We start from the raw sequence: 19,633 nt of genomic DNA, 5'->3' as shown, positions 1-19,633 counted from the left end.
GTGAGTTTCAAAGATATCTTCGCGGACACCCGCCCCTTCCGGGTTCCTGCCTTCAAACGCTTGTGGTTGGGAAACGTGGCAACGGTGCTGGGCGCTCAGCTCACCGTGGTGGCGGTGCCGGTTCAGATCTATCAGATGACCGGTTCTTCGGCCTATGTGGGCCTGACCGGCATGTTCGGTTTGGTCCCGCTGGTGATCTTCGGCCTCTATGGAGGGTCCATCGCCGATGCCTTTGATAAACGCATCGTGCTCATCTGCACCACCATCGGCCTGATTGCCACCACGGCGGGTTTCTGGCTGTTGACCATTCTGGGCAACACCAATATCTGGGTGTTGTTGATCAACTTCGCCCTCCAACAGGCATTCTTTGCGGTGAACCAGCCGACGCGCACGGCGATTCTCCGGCGCCTGCTCCCCATTGATCAGCTGGCTGCGGGCACTTCTTTGAACATGCTGCTCATGCAGACCGGTGCGATCGTGGGGCCGCTGTTGGCCGGGGCGCTCATCCCTCTGATCGGTTTCGGGTGGTTGTATTTCATTGACGTGCTCTCCATTGCCCCGACATTGTGGGCGGTGTGGGCACTGCCGTCAATGAAGCCTGTGGGTGAAGTGATGAAGGCAGGTTTAGCCAGTGTGGTGGATGGCCTGAGATACCTCATGGGACAGCCGGTGCTGCTGATGGTGATGCTGCTGGATCTGATTGCCATGACCTTCGGCATGCCCCGCGCCCTGTATCCAGAGATTGCCGAGGTGAGTTTCGGCGGTGGAGCAGCCGGTGCAACGATGCTGGCCTTCCTCTATTCCTCCATGGCTCTGGGTGCTGTTCTGGGCGGGGTGTTCTCCGGGTGGGTGTCCAGGATCAGCCGTCAGGGTGTGGCGGTGTATTGGTGCATCATCACCTGGGGTGCCGCGGTGGCACTGGGTGGCGTGGCTATTTTGATGAGTCCCGGGCAGGTCACCTACTGGGCATGGTTGTTCATCCTGATGATGGTGATCGGGGGGATGGCGGATATGTTCAGCTCCGCGGTGCGTAATGCCATCCTCCAACAATCGGCCGCGGAACATGTGCAGGGCAGGATCCAGGGAGTGTGGATCATCGTTGTCGTCGGCGGGCCACGCCTGGCGGATGTGCTGCACGGTTGGTTGGCCGAACCGTGGGGCGCTGGTTGGACGACCCTGTGGGGAGGCGTGGCAGTAGTAGTACTAACCTTTGTATGCATGGTGTCGGTTCCCAAGTTCTGGCGCTACCGCCGACCACACCCGACAGTGGATGAAACAGGCCCGGAATCTTGAGAAGAAGTTCACTGTTTCACCCCCTGCAAGGTTGGGTAAGGGGTAGGGCGATCGTTGATAAGATTTTTCTTATAAGACCCCCAATTACGGGGACGGCAAACGGAGCCACGCCGACAACCAGCGGAAACGTGAGCACCCCCACCCCCAAAATAGACTATGCTGTCTATGCTGCTGCCTGGAAATTAGACAGTGTTGTCTACGATTGGCTATTGTTTCATTCATGCCAAATCAGGCCCAGTTCTCAGCTTCCTTCGCCCGCCCGTCGACCCCGGCCGCGAAGTGCATGCATCATATCCGTCTCGGTCAGCAGCTCATCCGCAATGAGCTCGTCGAAGCGACCGCACTCTCCCAGCCGACGGTGACCCGTGCGGTCACCGCGCTGATGCAGGCGGGCCTTGTCCGTGAGCGCCCCGATCTCACGCAGTCCACCGGCCCCGGTCGACCGAATATTCCTCTTGAACTGGCGCCGAGCCCCTGGATCCACGCAGGTGTAGCAATTGGCACGAGGTCGTCCTATATCGCACTCTTCGATACCCGGGGCCGCACGCTCCGCGACAGCATCCTGGAGAAGTCCGCCATCGAGCTGGATCCGGACACCTTCCTCGAGCATCTCATCGCCGGTGTTAACCGCCTGACCACCGGCATCGACCTGCCACTCGTGGGCATCGGTGTGGCCACCTCCGGCAAGGTCACCACCTCCGGTGTGGTCACCGCCAATAACCTCGGGTGGAACGCTGTCGATATCGCAGGACGCATGAACTACCAGTTCAGCGTGCCCGCCACCATCGCCTCCGCCATTCCGGCCATCGCCGCCTCAGAACTGCAGGCCGCCCCTCTCCCCCGCCCGGATAAAAACACCCCGGTCACCCTCACCTTCTACGCCGATGATTCCGTCGGCGCCGCCTACAGCGACAGCACCGGCGTCCACGTCGTCGGACCGCTACAGGCCGCCGGCAACTCCGCGCTGGACACCCACGGCATGAGCCCCGAGGACGCCTTGAACACCCAGGGCTTCCTCAACCGCGTCTCCGACCAGGGCATCTATGCCGATACCCTCACCGATCTGGTTGCCCAGGCCGATAAGAACAACAAGGCCAGAACGCTTCTCGACGAACGCGCCGCCCTCCTGGCCCACGCCGCAGCTGCCGCCGCCCACGACCTCAACCCCTCCACGCTCGTGCTGTCCGGTTCGGCATTCTCCGAAGACCAGAAGGGTCGTTCCGTCTTCGCCGCAGAGCTGAAGAAGGAATACAACCGCGATATCGAACTCCGTCTCATCCCCACCCACCGCGAAAACGTCCGCGCCGCTGCCCGCGCCGTAGCCCTGGACCGGTTGCTGAACACCCCATTGGCACTGGTGCCGGAAGAGGCAGCCAGCTAACCCCTGGTCACACATACATAAAGACAAAGCTCCGAGCCCCCACAAACAATCGTGGTGACTCGGAGCTTCATGCTTTCCAGATGAGGTCAGAGGAGCGGGACACCCCGGGAATCAAACTTGAGGCGACCACTGCGCAGCAGAATCCGGAAGAAATCAATCAGTGCCCAGGCGCCCACCACGAAGAGGAAGAGGAACCCGATGAGCACGATGGACAACACCCATCCCGCCACGGTCAGCCCGACCTGCATGAGTCCAGCACGGGTATAACCCAGGTAGAAGTTGTGCACACCCAGGTTGCCCAGGAACAACGCCAGCAGAGCTGCCAGGATCATGCTCTTCTGCTGGGGTTGGGGCTGGTACTGCTGGAACTGTGGCATAGATGCCCCGTGATGCTGTGGCACATTGTATGACTGTGCCTCATAACCCCCGCCCCACTGTGGCTGCGCCGGAGGCTGAGCCCACTGCGGAGGTGGGGCATTTCCCACATGGGGATATGTATTAGCCGCCTGGTCATCCGCACCGTTATCCGGCTGATAAAAAGGTGTACCCACCACAAACTCCCCTGTCGTTGAAACATGAGTCTGAAAACTACTTACCGCATCAAAGTAGCATGCTGCTACCCAACAGATCAGAGCCGTGATAAAACCGAACCTGATCACATGATATTTACGAGCCCCTGCTTTTGGGGTCTGGCCTGCAGGCTTTCATGGTGAAAAGCTACCGGTAGCCTTCCTTATCCCCCCTCTGAGGAGCGAGCCATGAATATTCCACTGAGCAACACCCGACAACCACGTCTCACACCCCGTGAGATCGAAGTGACCCTCACCTGGATAGCCTCCGGTTCGAAAGCGATTGCTGCACGCCGCCTCCACCTCGCGGAGCCAACCGTACGCGCGCACATTGCTAATGTCAGGGAAAAATACTCTGCCGTGGAGCGGTCCGCACATACGAAGTCTGATCTACTGCTGTGCTTCTTGGAAGATGGTCATCTACATTCTGGTTTTCGAGCCAACTAGCAGTAAAGGACACCGCAGGCTCGCAGTGCCCCTCGATTGCCCAGCTTTCATTTTAGGTCTAACGATGAACCATCGGACTTCCGATGACAATGCCCCTTTCATTGGATAAGACTGTGTTATCAGGCTTATAGCTGGCCGTTTCAATGCGGAGTCGGAGCCCCTGATTCAGTGGGATGGAGACCTCAACGGGATCGCCGAGTTCTGCGCGGACCTCTCTGATAAGAACGCCGTCGACGTAGAATTTCACCAGTCCATACTGCGCTGCGATCCTGGCATTATCATCAATGCCTACCGTGGCGGTGAAGGTTTGATACTCCCTAGACAGGTTGTATTCGACAAAGCTCGTACTCCCGCCCCTTTGCACTGCAAGTGAGTTCTCGTACACTCGGCCATTGAGAGCCACGGAAACACCAGTGTCCATCAAGGACCTATTAACCCTCTCCAAGGCGACCAAACGTACTGAAGGTACAGGAGTCGTAGAGGTAGTTGGCGCTGTCGTCGGAGCCGGGGTTGGCGCCGTCGTTGGAGTCGTGGTCGGCACTGTGCTCGGAGTAGTGGTGACGGTGGTCGTCGGAGTGGTCGTGGGAGCAACCTCATCCGAGGTACTTGATCCCATAGCCGGGAGGATACCAAGAGAAGCAACCAGGGCAATGATTGCCAAAACCTGAGCAATAACCTTCTCAATCTGGCCATTTCTCAGCGCAAAAAAGAAATCATCTAGAAAGTTCATGATGGGGGTCCATTCAGGCGGCGAATATTCTGTTAACTCCCCGAAGAATATCTGCTATTTCCCTATCAGTTAGCACAAAAACTACTATTTAGTCCAGGTGGCCTAACCCGAATGGGGCCTATGTATATCACGCTGGAAAATTAGTGGATTCTGTCCGCAGAACACCCACAATCCCGCAACAACCAAAACTCAGTTAAAACGTACCTCATCCAGCGACAATGCTTCGCTTATGGAAGCCTGGTTTTTGGAGGTCTCGACATAGCGTCCCGCATGAGGAATGAAGGCGGCGGATTGTTCGTCGTCAAGCTCTCGTCGCACTTTCGCCGGCACGCCGGCGGCCAACGATTTCGCGGGGATCTCCTGGCCTTCCAGCACCACCGCACCGGCGGCGATGAGGGAACCTTCGCCAATCACGCTGCGGGAAAGCAACCCGGCTTTCATGCCCACCAGAGTGCCATTGCCCACCGTCGCACCGTGGACGAGCGCCATGTGGCCGACGGTGACATCATCGCCAAGGGTACAGGGGGCATCGCCATCAACATGGAGAACACAGTTGTCCTGGATGCTGGTCCGCGCGCCGATGCGGATGGCGTTGACGTCACCGCGCGGGCAATATCGCCTGCGCACCGGAGGGCACAGGGCAGGGTGTCCTGCTGCGCGCAGGTGAGGTGGTGGCCGGGGAAGAAGAAGCTTATCGACGCCGCGGCCCCGTCCCCTTTACCCGCCTGGCGCAGGGGCCCGGCAACCTGGGTCAGGCGCTCAATTTCCAACTATCCGATAACCACGCCCCCATAGGCGGCCCGAATTGCCAGTTGAAGGAACCCGCAGAACGTCCGGACTGGGTCAGCGGGCCACGCATCAGAATCTCCAAGAACGCCGCTGCCCCCTGCGTTTCTGGATCCCCGGTGACCCCACTGTGAGTGTGCGACGGGGACGGCCTAAAACCAAGTCTTGAAAAGACTTTTTTGGTGTATTTCCACCTTTAGCAGCCGTGTAGCATGTTCCTAAACGGAAGAAAATTGCTTTTCTTCCGTTTAGGGACCCTAATTTTTCTTCAATATGACAATTTCAGACCATTTAGCATGATTAGAAAAGAAGAAGTCCATGATGCTGCGCAGATCGACTTACCGTACGCTTAAGAAAGAATTCCATATCAATGATGCAGCCAGTGCAGAAGCCCTCTACACAACGAGGTTTAACTCTGAGTCGACTATCAGCTGGAATTTCCCTATCGGCCCCCACCCTTTGTTCTGCCTGATCACCCCGGAAATATTAATCCAGAGTGAGCGCATCTATCGGTTAGAACAAAAGATCCAAGAGCTCTGGCGGGCACTCCCAGGTGGAGCAACCGACCACTATCTCCGATCGCTACTCTTTGATGAAGTGATTTCGACTAATGCCATCGAGGGGGTTCATTCAACTCGTCGTGATATTGAAGCCGCATTGGAGGAAAACACCGGGTCTGACAGAAAACGATTCCGTGAAATCTCGCACCTCTACTTGGCCCTGGCGAGAAATGAAGGACTTTTGCCCACTTCACCGGAGGAACTACGTCAACTGTATGACAAGCTGATGGACGGTGAATTGGCTGCGGATGACGTTCCAGATGGTGAGCTCTTCCGAAAAGGGTCCGTGGATATCCACGACGCACGTCAGAAAGTCGTACACAGTGGCTTTCAGCCAGAAAGTAAGATTATCAGTGCGCTGAAAATCTATCTGGATACGGTACACAATATCGAAATCCCAGGTCTTGTACCAGCACTGATCTCACATTTCATGTTTGAAACAATCCACCCGTTTTATGATGGCAATGGACGTACCGGGCGATATCTTCTGGGGACCCAGTTGAGCAAGTTATTGTCACCACCTACAGCTCTCACTCTTTCCCGGGCGATCAATGCTGACAAATCAAACTATTACAAGGCATTCCAGGAAGTGGAGTCCCCGTTAAATCGTGGAGATGGGACACCATTTGCCCTGATCATGCTCAACATCCTCATTGATGCCCAGTCTGATCTCTTGAGCAACCTCGAAGCCAGAAACCACCTCATGGGTTACCTACGGGATTCCATCGCTTCCTTAAGAAAAAAGAAGGAATGGAAAGATCATCATGTCAACCTTCTTTTCCTCCTGGGCCAAATCTATCTTTTCGGTGCTGATCAAACCCTGTCGCTCAAAGGTGCCCAAAGATATATTGCGCTTTCGGAAAAGACGATCAGTGTCTACCTGAAGGAACTAAAGGAAGCTGATTTGGTTCACCTCGTTACCCATAAGCCCCTGCGCTATACCCTCACTTCACAGGGGGTTGGTTTACTGGGTATCCAGATGGATTAACCCAGGCCGCCTCAACCATGGTCCGGCTGACAAAAAGGTGTACCCATCTGAAACTCCCCTACCTCAGATATGTGGAGATAAGACATCCACTGACTGTTTCAAGCTATCACGCCGGCGAGAACAGCACTATGACCGGAGAACTCAGCTAAAACGTACCTCATCCAGCGACAATGCTTCGCTTATGGAAGCCTGGTTTTTGGAGGTCTCGACATAGCGTCCCGCGTGAGGAATGAAGGCGGCGGATTGTTCGTCGTCAAGCTCTCGTCGCACTTTCGCCGGCACGCCGGCGGCCAAGGATTTCGCGGGGATTTCCTGGCCTTCCAGCACCACCGCACCGGCGGCGATGAGGGAACCTTCACCGATCACGCTGCGGGAGAGCAACCCGGCTTTCATGCCCACCAAGGTGCCGTTGCCCACCGTCGCGCCGTGGACGAGCGCCATATGGCCGACGGTGACATCATCGCCGAGGGTGCAGGGGGCGTCGCCATCAACATGGAGAACACAGTTGTCCTGGATGTTGGTTCGCGCGCCGATGCGGATGGCGTTGACATCGCCGCGCAGCACCACGCCATAGAAGACTGAAGCGTCCGGGCCGATCTCCACATCGCCGATGATGGTGGCATTGGGTGCGATCCAGGCTGTGTGATGGATGCGTGGGGTTTTGCCGTTGAATGGGAGGATCAGGGGGCCGTTGTTCATGGAAGTTCCGCCTTCAGTGCATCAAGAGTTGAGTAGTGGATTGCGTTCATGCCTGCCTCGCGGGCAGCCTCAACATTGACCTGGCGGTCATCGATGAAGGTGATCTCTGAAGCCGGCACCCCAAGGGCCTCGATGGCCAGTTCATAGGCTTTGGGGTCTGGCTTGGCGGTGTCGATCTCACTGGAAAAGAGGACGGCATCCAGGGAATTCAACCAGTCTCCATGCACGTCACGCAGCTTCTTCGCCACACCCTGGGGGATATTGGAGAGCACCCCGATCCGGTGCCCCCGGGCCTTGAGTTCATCCACGAAGGCCTTGACCTGCTCATCCATTTCGGAGATGCCCGCGTAGTCAGCAGCCATGGCCTCGCCGAAGTCGAAATCCAATAATCCGACGCGGGCCTGCACCTGGTTCCAATAGCTGATTTCGGTGATGCGTCCGGCGTTCAGATCGGGGCGCAGCTCCCGGTACACCTCATGCAGCAGCTCGGTCTTGCCAGGTTCGCCGATCACGCGGTTCACCCGCTCGAACTGCGCGGGCCCCTCGACTTTCATGATCACGCCGTAGAGATCAAAAAGGTATGTTCTGGGTGAAGTAGCCATGCAGGCCTCCTTGCCACACTGGTGGGGCTGGTCGTCCATAAGCGGTTTTCTTTCAGTCTAGGTACTTCTGCCACCGCTGTGTCCGGAATCGCGAGCCTGGAACCGTAACAAGCTCACCGACCTACAATCGCTGCCATGTCCATTGATTTCCTCCAGACCGCAGATATTGTCGCCCCACAGCTTCTGGGTTGTATCTTCACCCACGACGGGGTGTCGATCCGCCTGACGGAGGTGGAGGCTTATCTCGGTGCCGAGGACGCCGCCGCCCACACGCACCGCGGCAAGACCGCCCGCAATGCCGCAATGTTCGGCCCCGGTGGCCACATGTATGTCTATATCTCCTATGGCATCCACCGCGCGGGCAATATTGCCTGCGCGCCGGAGGGCACGGGGCAGGGTGTCCTGCTGCGTGCGGGCGAGGTGGTGGCCGGGGAAGAAGAAGCTTATCGACGCCGCGGCCCCGTCCCCTTCCCCCGCCTGGCGCAGGGGCCCGGCAACCTGGGCCAGGCCCTCAACCTGCAGATATCCGATAATCACGCACCGGTCAACGGTCCTGATTTTCACTTGGAGGAACCCACCGACCGTCCGGAATGGGTCAGTGGCCCACGCATCGGGATTTCCAAGAACACCGACGCACCGCTGCGTTTCTGGATCCCCGGTGATCCAACAGTGAGTGTGCGTCGGGGACGGCCTAAACTCTGAACCCGGGGGGTTATTTCACCGTTTTACCCACTGATGCGGCGACTTCGCGGGCTGCCTGTTTGGCGCTGGGGCCGACACCGGTGATCGTCGCTGAGCCTGGTCCGGTCCAGTCGCCATAACCGACCACATGCAGGCCGGGGTGTTGCGGCCGACCGTTTTTCAGAAGGCGACGTATCGGCCTGATCGCCGGCCGGAATCCGGTGCACCAGATCAGATGATCCGCCTCCACCTCGTCCAGGGAAGAAAACGTGGGTGTGGCCTGTAAGCGGCCGGAATCCCTGGCCTCGCGGACCTCAGGCAGGACCACGATATCGCCCAGATCCGAATCGGCCCCCGGATCGGGTTCACCACGTTGGATAGCCAAGGCCCGCTCCCGGTTACGTCGGAACAGCACCCGGCCATCCACATCGTCTGGCATCCAGCGAGGTTGTTCCCGGGTGTACCAGGTCACCTCGGCCACTGTGGTCAGTTCCGCTGCGATCTGTGCCCCGGAGTTCGCACCACCCACCACGGCCACTCGTTGGCCCCGGAATGTTTCTATGCCGGGATAGTTCGCGGAGTGCCAGTGGGTTCCGTTGAATGTCCCAGGGTAGGTCGGGGCGAAGGGCGCGGACCAGGTGCCGGTGGCGGCGATGACATTCCTGGCCGTCCACGAGCGATGGCCCGCCTGGACGTGGAAACGTTCACCGTCATGATCAACCCGATCCACGGTGACCGGACGTTCCACCGGGATCCGGTAGCGCTGCTCATAGGCGGTGAGATAGTCCACGACGTGGGCGGCTGGAGGAAACCCTCCATAAGCGGGCATGGGCCAACCGGGAAGATTGGAGAACTCCGCGGTGGAGAATAATTTTAGGGAAGGCCACACATGCAGCCATCCACCACCGGGAGTGTCCTGATCATCCAGGACCAGGGTGTTAACCCCTGCCCGGAGCAGATAATAGGCGGTGGCAAGTCCTGCCTGACCGCCTCCGATGATGATCGCCTCATAGGTGTGGTCAGCGTCTTGTGCCATGGGTGTAATCAACCGATCTGCAGAACGGTGCGCAACTCGGCGAACAGTTCAGGACGCACCGTGTGCAGAACCGTGCGCCCTTCACGGGTGCGTTCCAGCAGGCCGGCTTCGGTCATCTTCTTCAGGTGGTGGGAGATGGTCGGCTGGCTCAACCCCATCAATTCAGTGAGCTCATTGACGCTGACCGGCCCACATCCACCGGCAGCCAACTGTGACAGCAGCCGCAACCGCACCGGTTCAGCCAGTACCTTGAACAGGGTGGCATAGCGCTCGGCCTCATCATCAGACAGGGGGCCGGTGGCCAGTGAGCAGCAGTCGGACAGGTCAGTCAGGGGAAGTATCTGGGAGGCGGTCATGTTCCCCACTATATATTGACGTACGTCGATATTGGAAGTAGTTTGAATATCGATAACCATCGATACTACTGAGAGGTGACGCATGACCGCGCCCACCCAGACCCGGGAACAACCTGCCCGCATTTCCTTCCTTGATAAATACATTCCCGTCTGGATCATCCTCGCGATGGCGCTCGGCCTCCTGCTGGGCCGCGGCATCCCAGGGCTTGCCCCCTTCCTCGGCTCTATGGAGGTCGGCGGGATCTCACTGCCCATCGCCCTCGGCCTGCTGGTGATGATGTACCCACCGCTGGCCAAGGTCCGCTATGACAAGACCAAACAGATCGCCTCTGACAAACGTCTGATGGGCGTCTCACTCATCCTCAACTGGATCATCGGCCCGGCCCTGATGTTCGCACTGGCCTGGATCTTCCTGCCAGGCGAACCGGAGCTCCGCACCGGCCTGATCATCGTCGGCTTGGCCCGGTGCATCGCCATGGTGCTGGTGTGGAGCGACATGTCCTGCGGTGACCGCGAGGCCACCGCCGTGCTCGTAGCCCTCAACTCCGTCTTCCAGGTCATCATGTTCGGTGTCCTTGGCTGGTTCTATCTTCAGCTCCTGCCGTCCTGGCTCGGCCTGGAAACCACCTCCGCACAGTTCTCCTTCTGGTCGATTGTGAGCTCGGTGCTGGTGTTCCTGGGCATCCCATTGCTGGCCGGTGTGCTCTCCCGTGTGATCGGCGAGAAGGTCAAGGGACGCCGTTGGTATGAATCGACATTCCTCCCCGCCATCTCCCCGTTGTCCCTGGTCGGCCTGTTGTACACCATCGTGTTGCTGTTCTCACTGCAGGGCGAACAGATCACCTCCCAACCCCTGACCGTGGCGCGCCTCGCGGTACCGCTGCTGCTCTACTTCGTGGGCATGTTCTTCATCTCCCTGCTTGCGTCCAAGCTCTCCGGGATGGGTTATTCCCAGTCCGCGTCGGTGTCCTTCACCGCCGCGGGCAATAACTTCGAATTGGCCATCGCGGTATCCATCGGCACCTTCGGGGCGACCTCCGCCCAGGCTCTGGCTGGCACCATCGGGCCATTGATTGAGATCCCGGTGCTCGTTGGTCTGGTGTACGTCATGCTCTGGCTGGGCCCGAAGCTCTTCCCCGGTGATCCGACCCTGCCCCCAACCCGTTCCACCACTACTCAACCCAGCAACCATCAGGAGACCATCACATCATGAGTACCTCAAACCTTTCCGTTCTGTTCGTCTGCGTCGGCAACGGCGGCAAGTCCCAGATGGCCGCGGCACTCGCCGAAAAGCACGCCGGCGACCAGCTGGAGATCCACTCCGCCGGCACCAAGCCGGGCAGCAAGCTCAATGCCGCATCTGTCGAGGTCATCGCCGAAGCAGGTGCCGACATGTCGAAGGGTTCACCCAAGGGCATTGATCCGGAACTGCTCAAGCGCGTTGACCGCGTGATCATCCTCGGTGCCGATGCCCAGCTGGAACTTCCCGCCGATGCCCGGGGCACCCTGGATCGGTGGATCACCGATGAGCCGTCTGAGCGCGGCATCCAAGGGCTCGAGCGCATGCGCCTGGTCCGCGATGACATCGACGCCCGCGTCCTCGGGCTCTGCGAGACCATCCAGCGCTCGTAGATGGAATAAGACCGAGGTAGCCACCACGGAACCGATCAAGTAACACTGCCGTTGACGGAGTGTTTCGGAACACATCTATACTCATCGACATGTCTGGCATTGATGCAAAGAAGATCCGCACCCGTCATATCCATGAGGCCAAGGCCAATGGAACCAAAATTTCCGTCCTCACCAGCTATGATGCGCTGACCGCCTCCATCTTTGATGAGGCGGGCATCGATATGCTGCTGGTCGGTGATTCCGCCGCCAATGTGGTGCTGGGACGGGACACCACCCTGTCCATCACTCTCGATGAGATGATCGTGCTGGCCAAGGCTGTCACCATCGCCGCCAAGCGGTCCCTGGTGATCGTGGATCTTCCCTTCGGCACCTACGAGGTTAGTGAACAGCAGGCCGTGGAATCCGCGGTGCGTGTCATGCGCGAGACCGGTGCGGCGGCCGTGAAGATCGAGGGTGGTGTGGAGATGGCCTCCACCATCCGCCGGATCGTGGATGCCGGCATCCCCGTCTGTGGTCACATCGGTTTCACCCCGCAGTCCGAACATGCCCTCGGCGGTCCGGTGATCCAGGGTCGTGGTGTCGGTGCGGACAAGCTCATCGCCGATGCCCACGCCGTCCAGTCCGCCGGCGCCTTCGCCGTGGTTCTGGAGATGGTGCCAGCAGACGTGGCCACCGAGGTGACCCGCCAGCTGGATATCGCCACCATCGGCATCGGGGCAGGCAACGGTACCGATGGTCAGGTACTGGTGTGGCAGGATGCCTTCGGATTCAACCGCGGCCGCAAACCCCGTTTCGTGCGTGACTATGCCACGCTGGGTGATCAGCTCCTCGACGCAGCCCGCTCCTACGCCGCAGATGTGAACTCCGGCGCGTTCCCCGGCGAGGCGGAGAGCTACTGACATGTTGATTGCACGCACCAAAAAAGAGCTGGCCGCTGCCCTGGCGGAGATCCGGAGCCACCACCGTTCCATAGGCCTGGTGCCCACGATGGGAGCGCTGCACTCTGGGCATGCCTCCCTGGTTGCGGCAGCCCGGGAGGAAAATGATGCCGTGGTGGCCAGCATTTTTGTCAATCCCCTGCAGTTCGAGGCGCTCGGCGACTGCGATGACTACCGCAACTATCCCCGCCAGCTCGACGCGGATCTCTCGCTTATGGAAGCCGAGGGTGTGGATGTGGTGTTCGCCCCCGAGGTGGAGGAGATGTACGGCCCCACCGGAGTGCCCCTGCTGTGGGTGCGCACCGGTGCGATGGGCGAGCGGCTTGAGGGCGCCAGCAGGCCGGGACATTTTGATGGGGTGGCGACGGTCGTCGCAAAGCTCTTCAACCTGGTGCGACCGGACCGCGCCTACTTCGGGCAAAAAGACGCGCAACAGGTGGCCGTGATCCGCCGCCTGGTGGCGGATCTGGATTTCCCGCTGGACATCCGTGCCGTGCCCATCATCCGCGCCGCTGACGGGTTGGCGGAATCAAGCCGCAACCAGCGTCTTTCTGACACCGATCGCACGGCCGCGCTCGCACTCCCCCGCGTGCTCAGCACGCTCGCCGAGCGCGCGGCAGGCAACCAACCGCTGGATATTGAGGGGGCGCGTGCGCAGCTGCGCAATGCGGACGGGGTGCGACTGGACCACCTGGAGCTTGTCGACGCCGCCACCCTCGAGCCCCTTGCGGTTTCCGGGGCGCTGGACCGCCCAGCGCTCGTGGTCGCCGCAATCCATGTCGGCGCGGTCAGGCTGATCGACAATGGTGAACTGATCCCCGCCGGTGATCGGGACCTGCGCTAACCTGAGAATCACCATGTCACTGCATCCACTGCTCCCTGAGATCCTCGGCCACCGTGATTTCCGCCAGATGGCGCGGGTCACCAACGCCGAGTTGAGCAGCGGATCACGCGCGATCGTCGTGCCGGATAGAGCCGCATTGAGAGCGTTCCTTCCCAGTGATCAACCCACCAGGGCAGTTCAGAGTGCGAAACGCTCGCGTGCTGGATTGATGGGTGCGGGTCTACTCATCCCGGTCCTGGCGGTATTAAGCGCTGCGATTGATTCCACCGCTCTTATCATTCTGGCCGGAATTCTGATGCTTCTGGTTGTGGTGGGAACCCCGCTCGCACTGGGACGCATCTGGTTCCTGGCGCGGAAGGAACGGGAGGGTAAAGACGTCGACCTGAACCTACCGGTGTTGATCACTGACACCCGCGACCCATCTGAGCTGGCACTTCTACACCAGCTGTGCGCCTTTCACGACTACACCCATCAATCCGGATACCCCATTCCCGCTCCCAAATGGCACTTGCTGGTCAGCGATGCCCAATTTGCCCTGCACTCTGGAAACCTCGCGGCAGCCGAACGGGTGGCCACCCAGATTGATGATTGGGTCATTGGTGCCGAAGCCGCCAATGAGGCTAGGCGGAACTTCCGGTAGCGTCAGGGGTTACACCAGTCCCGCGTCGCTTCCCGGAGGCGGGCGTAGCGCACGGCAATCTCATCATTTCTCTGTCTGGACATGGTTGTAGACCCCGCGATATCCCACGTTGGTGGTTTACCCGAACCTGACAGCACCCATGCAGCCTGCCGGGCGGCACCGAGTGCGACGTATTCTGCAGGTTCAGGGATCACCACATCCGTACCGAATACCTCCGGGGCGATCTGGCGTACCGCCTCCGAACGGGCACCACCACCGATGAGCAGAATGCGCTTCGCAGGGACACCAGTAGCATCAACCAATGCGGTGACGGCATCATCCATGGAGCTAAGCAGGCCTTCCACGGTGGCACGTGCGAAGTCTTCCCGAGTGGTGGCGCTGGTGAGTCCCGCCAGCACCCCGGTTGCCCCAGGCCGGTTCGGGGTACGTTCACCATCGAGGTAGGGCTGGAGCACCAACCCCGCGGAGCCCGGGTCGGAGGCTAACGCCAAGCGATCAAATTCCTCCCATTCCACCCCCAGGATACGGCGACCGAGTTCCAGGACACGGGCGCCATTGAGGGTGCAGGACAGCGGCAGATAGGCACCGGTGGCATCGGCAAACCCGGTGACCAGTCCGGATGGATCGTGGACACTGTCATCCACCGTGGCTGAAGCCACCCCGGACGTGCCTATGGAGACACTGACATCCCCTGGTTTCAGGCTCAATCCCAAGGCGGCGGCCGCATTATCACCAGTCCCGGGGGCAACCAGCACGCCACTGCTGGTGCGCCCTGCCACCTCGTTCGGACCTAAAAGGTCAGGCAGGGTCACCCCGCGCCCGAATGCGAGTTCCACGAGGTCAGGCCTCCAGGCACGGTAACGAGTGCTGTAATAGCCGGTGCCGGAGGCATCACCGTGGTCAGTGACCATGCGCTTTTTGCCCAGCAGATGCCAGGTGAGGTAATCATGCGGGAGCAGCACCGCAGCGGTGCGACGCGCATTATCGGGTTCATGGTCTCTCATCCACCGTAACTTGGTGGCCGTGATGGAAGCCAGATACACACTGCCGGTGGCGTCCACAGCAACATCAGTACCACCGATCTCCTCATTGAGATCACGCGCCGCCTGTGCGGAGCGGGTGTCGTTCCACAGCAGGGCGGGCCTCACCAGGTCGCCATGGGCGTCCAGGGCCACCATTCCGTGCTGTTGGCCGGCGATGGACACAGCATCAGCACGCCCCAGGAGCCCCTCGGTGGCGATGTCAAGAGCCTCGATCCAGGCGGCAGGGTCCACCTCCGTACCGGAAGGGTGACTCGCACGGCCTTCATCGACCACGTGGCCGGTGGCGGCGTCGACAAGCACCGCCTTGCACGATTGGGTGGAACTATCGATGCCCAGCACCAGTGCCATCAGTTTTCCCCTTTCTGGAGGGCGGTCTCATTCCCATCCACATCGACGACATGGATCTGGGCGCGACAGAGTGAAAGAAGTTCACGCTGCTCACGGCTACATTTCTGGTCAATGATGATGTGATCGAAATGATCGATCGGGGCCACACGGAAGACACCGGGTGAGCCGAATTTACTCGAATCCAGCACCAGCACTTTGATGGCACCGATGCCGATCACCGCACGTTTGGTGTCCGCGGCCTCCATATCCGGGTGAAATAATGCAGCAGAATCACCAGTCTCTCGCAGTGCGGTGGTGGATACGAAGGAAATATCTGCAGATAACTGGTTGAGCTGCGCGGTGGTGGTGGTGCCGAGGAAGGAATCCGTTTCCGCAAAGTAGAGTCCGCCACAGGCGATGAGGCGGATATCCATCATCCCGGCGCGCCGGCGGTGATCGCTCATTGCCTTGAGGGAATGGGTGATCAATGCCGACGGCGCGCGTTCAGGGAGTTGTTCCACCAGGGCTTCGAGGGTAGTGGAATCATCAATCGCCACCACCGCACCTTCGGGAATGAGACGCGCGGCAGCGGCACAGAGCGCCTCCTTGGTGGTCCGGTGCAGGTGTCTGCGCTGCCCCACCGCCAGCTCACTCATAGACGGCGACACCGAGCGCGCGCCACCCCGGATGCGTTCGAGGAGATTATCCGCAGCCAGTGCCTCCAGATCACGGTGGATGGTCATCGCGCTGACATCAAAATGCTCTGCCAGTTGTTCCACGCGCGCGGAACCATGTCGCGTGATGTAGGAGATGATGCGCTCTCGACGCCGCTCCTGGGCGGTGGCGGGGGTTATGTGGGCCATGTGAAAAAGCTACCACGCCCCTGTTGTTAGAACCAGCAGCTTTTAACATTTTTATGTTGGGTATTGCTTTTTGCCAACATAATGGCGTTAGATTGGTGATAGATTCACGTGATCTGCACCACCACAGTATGAATAATCTCTACTTGGCACAGTTTTTCCCCACTGCATCTAACAAACCTAACAAAGGCGACAACATGCCCACTCCACAGGTACCGGTGACACAACCGGGCGTTCTGGACCGTCTCGGCATCCCCCGGGCACTGATCTTCGGTTTCATCGGCCTCACGATCTTCATGATCGGCGACGGCGTGGAGACCAACATCCTCGAACCCTTCCTCAGCTCCGAACATGGTTTCAGTGTCTCGCTGGCCGGCAGCCTAATCACCGTTTACGGTGTGGCCGTGGCTATTGCAGCTTTCTTCGCAGCAGCACTCTCTGACCTGTGGGGTCCACGGAAAGTAATGATCCTCGGTGCGGCAATCTGGATCATCTTCGAACTCGCCTTCCTCGCAGTGGCACTGACCACTGACCAGACCTGGCTCATCTTCCTCACCTATGGGCTCCGTGGTTTCGGATACCCCTTCTTTGCCTATGGATTCCTGGTCTGGATCACCGCCACCGCATCCCCACAACAGCTGGGAACCAGCGTGGGCTGGTTCTATGTGGCCTTCTCGGCAGGTCTGCCCACACTGGGCGCACTGGTAGCCACCATTTCCATGCAGTGGGTGGACCTCAGTTTCTATCAAACCCTGTGGGTCTCTCTGATACTGGTGGTCATCGGTTCCCTCATTGCCCTGCTGGGCGTGAAGGAACGCCGTGGCCGCCATCCACTGGTATCAAACCCTGAGGATGTCACCCAGACTCTCGGACAGGGCTTCACGCTGCTGCGCCATGATCGCCGGGCCCGTTTTGTCACTTGTATCCGCACCATCAACTCCATCCCCACCTATGCCATGGCAGTGTTCTTTCCCTCCTTCTTCACCGAAGACCTCAGGTGGCAGCTGGGGTGGTTTCTCATCCTCACCACCGTCATCTATGCCGTGAACCTGCCGTTTAATCCCTTCTTCGGCAACTTCGGTGACCGCTATGGATGGGCACGCACGGTTTTCTGGGTTGGCTCCATAGGCGGCGCAGCCACCCTGTCATTGGTGTACTTCACCCCGCTCATCGGTGTCCGGGCAGGATTGAGTGATGGTCTGGTCTTCGGTATCACCATTGCGGCGGGTGCTCTTTTCGGTATCTCACTGGCAGGCTTCGTTCCCCTGTCAGCCATCGCGGTATCGCTTGATCCGAAACACCCCGGTGCTGCCATGGCCACCTACAACCTGGGCGTGGGTGGAGCCGTGGCTGTCGGTCCGCTCCTGGTGGCGGTCTTCCACCCTCTCATCGGTGCCACCGGTCTCATTTTCATCATGATCGGCCTCTACCTGCTCTCCGGTTGGATGACGCTTCAGCTGCGTGGCACCCAGCCAGGTTTCGACGGTGTTCCAGCCCTAAAGGAAGGCGCAGAGATCACCGACCTCGCGAGAAACAACCCCACGGAGGAAACAGCAACCGTGGATAAGCACATCACCACCAGCAACATCGCACCCTAAACACACCCATCAGCCGCACACCTTCGGTACTTCAAGGAGAAATCCATGCCCCTGCAGCTCACTACCGCTCATCTTCCCGCCATCACAGCCGCCACCGGTGTGGCCATTCCAACCTATGACCGCACCCAGGTCACACCGGGCATCGTCCACTTCGGCGTCGGCGGTTTCCACCGCGCACACCAGGCCATGTATCTGGATTCCCTGATGAATGAGGGCACAGCACTGGACTGGGGCATCATCGGCATGGGTGTCATGCCATCGGATGCCCGGATGCGCGATGCACTAGAAAAACAGGATCACCTGTACACGCTGACCACCAAAGCCCCGGATAACTCCAGGAAACAGCGCATCATCGGCTCCATTGTTGACTATGTGTTTGCACCGGACGATCCAACTGCCGCCGTAGAAACCCTCGCCGATCCGCGAATCCGCATTGTCTCCCTCACCGTCACCGAGGGTGGATATAACATTGATCCCGCCACAGGCAACTTCGACCATTCCAATCCCCGCATCACGCAGGACCGGGACATGATCCGCGCCGGTGATTATTCGGGACTGCAGACCTTCTTCGGACTCATCACTGCAGCATTGATCACCCGACGCGCTGCTGATACTGCACCTTTCACCATCATGAGCTGCGATAATATCCAGGGTAACGGTGAGTTGGCGGCCACGTTCTTCATGGCTTTCGCTGACTCTGTCTCCCCCCAGCTAGGCGCCTGGGTAGCGGATAATGTCCGGTTCCCCAATTCCATGGTGGACCGCATCACCCCGGAGACCACCGATGCGGATCGTGCCGATGTGCTGGCCACCGGTTATGAAGATGCCTGGCCCGTGGTCGCGGAGGACTTCACGCAATGGGTACTGGAAAACACTTTCACAGCCGATCCCGATGGCACCATCGGCCGTCCCGCCTTCGAGCAGGCCGGTGTCCAGGTGGTCGCTGATGTCGAACCCTATGAGCTGCTGAAGCTTCGTCTCCTCAACGCCTCCCACCAGGGCCTGTGCTATTTTGGCTACCTCGCTGGCCACCGGATGGTGGACGAGGTCATGTCAGACCGACGTTTCCGTGACTTCCTGCTCGCCTATATGGAACGCGAGGCCACCCCGACCCTGCAGGCGTTGCCTGACGTGGACCTGGATTCCTACCGTCACCAACTTATTGCCAGGTTCGGCAATGCCTCAGTTAAGGACACAGTGGCACGTCTGTGCGCCGAATCCTCCGACCGCATCCCCAAGTGGCTGCTGCCCGTGATCCAGGAGAATCTAGCCAATGGGGGTGAAATCAGATTGTCCGCAGCGATCGTCGCCTCCTGGGCGCGCTATGCGGAGGGTATCGACGAGGACGGCCAGCCGATCACTGTGGTGGACCGACTCGTGGATCGTGTGCGGGAGAACGCCTCCCGAAACCACGAGGATGTGCTCGCCTTCCTTCGTGACCGTGGCCTGTTCGGGGATCTCATCGATTCACCCGACTTCACCGCCGCCTACACCGAGGCGCTCACCTCACTCCATGAACACGGCGCTGAGGCCACCCTGGACATGCTTCTTGCAAAAGTCACCGTTTAAACACGCTTATCGACGCCCCACTGTGGAGTGCGGGTCGTCGTCAAGCGGGTGAAC

The 19,633-nt window shown here is 59.4% G+C and carries 20 protein-coding genes and 2 pseudogenes; 13 read left to right on the top strand and 9 right to left on the bottom strand.

The features are described 5' to 3' along the window. Both CFAEC_RS00560 and cysR read left to right on the top strand, forming a co-directional pair. Complete coding sequence (locus CFAEC_RS00560) at positions 1–1,293, top strand: MFS transporter (protein WP_290277840.1); 1,293 nt, start codon at positions 1–3, stop codon at positions 1,291–1,293. Positions 1,294–1,513: 220 nt separating this feature from the next. After that, positions 1,514–2,674: a transcriptional regulator CysR gene (gene cysR / locus CFAEC_RS00555; RefSeq protein ID WP_290277837.1), complete on the top strand. Its 1,161-nt coding sequence runs from the start codon at positions 1,514–1,516 to the stop codon at positions 2,672–2,674. Positions 2,675–2,760: 86 nt separating this feature from the next. On the opposite strand, the gene CFAEC_RS00550 is transcribed toward cysR, so the two are convergent. Beyond that, positions 2,761–3,075, bottom strand: a complete 315-nt coding sequence (locus tag CFAEC_RS00550; protein WP_290277834.1) for an NINE protein — start codon at positions 3,073–3,075, stop codon at positions 2,761–2,763. A 357-nt stretch (positions 3,076–3,432) separates the two neighbouring features. Here CFAEC_RS00550 and CFAEC_RS00545 point away from each other — a divergent pair, with 357 nt between their 5' ends. Further along, the gene (locus CFAEC_RS00545) at positions 3,433–3,690 is read left to right on the top strand and encodes a LuxR C-terminal-related transcriptional regulator (RefSeq protein ID WP_290277832.1); all 258 of its coding nucleotides are present in this window, start codon (positions 3,433–3,435) and stop codon (positions 3,688–3,690) included. Positions 3,691–3,748: 58 nt separating this feature from the next. On the opposite strand, the gene CFAEC_RS00540 is transcribed toward CFAEC_RS00545, so the two are convergent. Together CFAEC_RS00540 and CFAEC_RS00535 are read right to left on the bottom strand one after the other, a co-directional pair. Then, the gene (locus CFAEC_RS00540; RefSeq protein ID WP_290277829.1) at positions 3,749–4,420 is read right to left on the bottom strand and encodes an NPCBM/NEW2 domain-containing protein; all 672 of its coding nucleotides are present in this window, start codon (positions 4,418–4,420) and stop codon (positions 3,749–3,751) included. 189 nt (positions 4,421–4,609) lie between these two features. After that, positions 4,610–5,026, bottom strand: a pseudogene (locus CFAEC_RS00535) (gamma carbonic anhydrase family protein); the annotation flags it as partial. On the opposite strand from CFAEC_RS00535, the pseudogene CFAEC_RS00530 reads away from it, so the two are divergent. After that, a pseudogene (locus CFAEC_RS00530) lies at positions 5,020–5,375 on the top strand (DNA-3-methyladenine glycosylase); the annotation flags it as partial. The pseudogenes CFAEC_RS00535 and CFAEC_RS00530 overlap by 7 nt on opposite strands. A gap of 149 nt (positions 5,376–5,524) precedes the next feature. Further along, positions 5,525–6,754, top strand: a complete 1,230-nt coding sequence (locus CFAEC_RS00525; RefSeq protein ID WP_290277827.1) for a Fic family protein — start codon at positions 5,525–5,527, stop codon at positions 6,752–6,754. 141 nt (positions 6,755–6,895) lie between these two features. On the opposite strand, the gene CFAEC_RS00520 is transcribed toward CFAEC_RS00525, so the two are convergent. Continuing rightward, complete coding sequence (locus tag CFAEC_RS00520; RefSeq protein ID WP_290277825.1) at positions 6,896–7,453, bottom strand: gamma carbonic anhydrase family protein; 558 nt, start codon at positions 7,451–7,453, stop codon at positions 6,896–6,898. Continuing rightward, the gene (locus tag CFAEC_RS00515; RefSeq protein WP_290277823.1) at positions 7,450–8,055 is read right to left on the bottom strand and encodes an HAD family hydrolase; all 606 of its coding nucleotides are present in this window, start codon (positions 8,053–8,055) and stop codon (positions 7,450–7,452) included. The genes CFAEC_RS00520 and CFAEC_RS00515 overlap by 4 nt, the downstream gene beginning before the upstream one ends. 135 nt (positions 8,056–8,190) lie before the next feature. Here CFAEC_RS00515 and CFAEC_RS00510 point away from each other — a divergent pair, with 135 nt between their 5' ends. Continuing rightward, positions 8,191–8,757, top strand: a complete 567-nt coding sequence (locus CFAEC_RS00510) for a DNA-3-methyladenine glycosylase (protein WP_290277821.1) — start codon at positions 8,191–8,193, stop codon at positions 8,755–8,757. A gap of 10 nt (positions 8,758–8,767) precedes the next feature. Here the strand turns inward: CFAEC_RS00510 and CFAEC_RS00505 are convergent, their stop codons facing one another. Both CFAEC_RS00505 and CFAEC_RS00500 read right to left on the bottom strand, forming a co-directional pair. Then, positions 8,768–9,772 carry an ArsO family NAD(P)H-dependent flavin-containing monooxygenase gene (locus CFAEC_RS00505; RefSeq protein WP_290277819.1) on the bottom strand — a complete coding sequence of 335 codons (1,005 nt, stop codon included), beginning with the start codon at positions 9,770–9,772 and terminating at the stop codon, positions 8,768–8,770. An 8-nt stretch (positions 9,773–9,780) separates the two neighbouring features. Continuing rightward, entirely contained in the window at positions 9,781–10,128 is a 348-nt protein-coding gene (locus tag CFAEC_RS00500; RefSeq protein WP_290277816.1) for an ArsR/SmtB family transcription factor, read from the bottom strand. 82 nt (positions 10,129–10,210) lie between these two features. On the opposite strand from CFAEC_RS00500, the gene arsB reads away from it, so the two are divergent. From arsB to CFAEC_RS00475, 5 genes are all read left to right on the top strand, one after another. Beyond that, positions 10,211–11,341 (top strand): ACR3 family arsenite efflux transporter, encoded by a 1,131-nt coding sequence (arsB, locus tag CFAEC_RS00495; protein ID WP_290277815.1) that lies wholly within the window; start codon positions 10,211–10,213, stop codon positions 11,339–11,341. Beyond that, a complete protein-coding gene (locus CFAEC_RS00490) occupies positions 11,338–11,760 on the top strand; it encodes an arsenate-mycothiol transferase ArsC (protein WP_290277813.1) in 423 nt (140 codons plus the stop codon). The genes arsB and CFAEC_RS00490 overlap by 4 nt, the downstream gene beginning before the upstream one ends. A gap of 89 nt (positions 11,761–11,849) precedes the next feature. Beyond that, positions 11,850–12,659, top strand: a complete 810-nt coding sequence (gene panB / locus CFAEC_RS00485; protein ID WP_290277812.1) for a 3-methyl-2-oxobutanoate hydroxymethyltransferase — start codon at positions 11,850–11,852, stop codon at positions 12,657–12,659. A gap of 1 nt (position 12,660) precedes the next feature. Next, the gene (gene panC, locus CFAEC_RS00480; RefSeq protein ID WP_290277810.1) at positions 12,661–13,542 is read left to right on the top strand and encodes a pantoate--beta-alanine ligase; all 882 of its coding nucleotides are present in this window, start codon (positions 12,661–12,663) and stop codon (positions 13,540–13,542) included. 13 nt (positions 13,543–13,555) lie between these two features. After that, on the top strand, positions 13,556–14,182 hold the full coding sequence (locus CFAEC_RS00475; RefSeq protein ID WP_290277809.1) for a hypothetical protein: 627 nt from the start codon (positions 13,556–13,558) through the stop codon (positions 14,180–14,182). A gap of 2 nt (positions 14,183–14,184) precedes the next feature. Here CFAEC_RS00475 and xylB read toward each other — a convergent pair whose 3' ends face one another. After that, complete coding sequence (xylB, locus tag CFAEC_RS00470; RefSeq protein WP_290277807.1) at positions 14,185–15,573, bottom strand: xylulokinase; 1,389 nt, start codon at positions 15,571–15,573, stop codon at positions 14,185–14,187. Further along, entirely contained in the window at positions 15,573–16,415 is an 843-nt protein-coding gene (locus CFAEC_RS00465) for a DeoR/GlpR family DNA-binding transcription regulator (protein ID WP_290277805.1), read from the bottom strand. The genes xylB and CFAEC_RS00465 overlap by 1 nt, the downstream gene beginning before the upstream one ends. A 194-nt stretch (positions 16,416–16,609) precedes the next feature. Here CFAEC_RS00465 and CFAEC_RS00460 point away from each other — a divergent pair, with 194 nt between their 5' ends. Beyond that, the gene (locus tag CFAEC_RS00460) at positions 16,610–18,010 is read left to right on the top strand and encodes an RbtT/DalT/CsbX family MFS transporter (protein ID WP_290277803.1); all 1,401 of its coding nucleotides are present in this window, start codon (positions 16,610–16,612) and stop codon (positions 18,008–18,010) included. Between the two features lie 45 nt (positions 18,011–18,055). Continuing rightward, positions 18,056–19,579 (top strand): mannitol dehydrogenase family protein, encoded by a 1,524-nt coding sequence (locus CFAEC_RS00455; RefSeq protein WP_290277801.1) that lies wholly within the window; start codon positions 18,056–18,058, stop codon positions 19,577–19,579. Positions 19,580–19,633 lie beyond the last annotated feature (54 nt).

This window comes from Corynebacterium faecale, from assembly GCF_030408735.1.
GTDB lineage: Bacteria > Actinomycetota > Actinomycetes > Mycobacteriales > Mycobacteriaceae > Corynebacterium > Corynebacterium faecale.
This window is presented reverse-complemented; position numbering and strand designations above follow the sequence as displayed.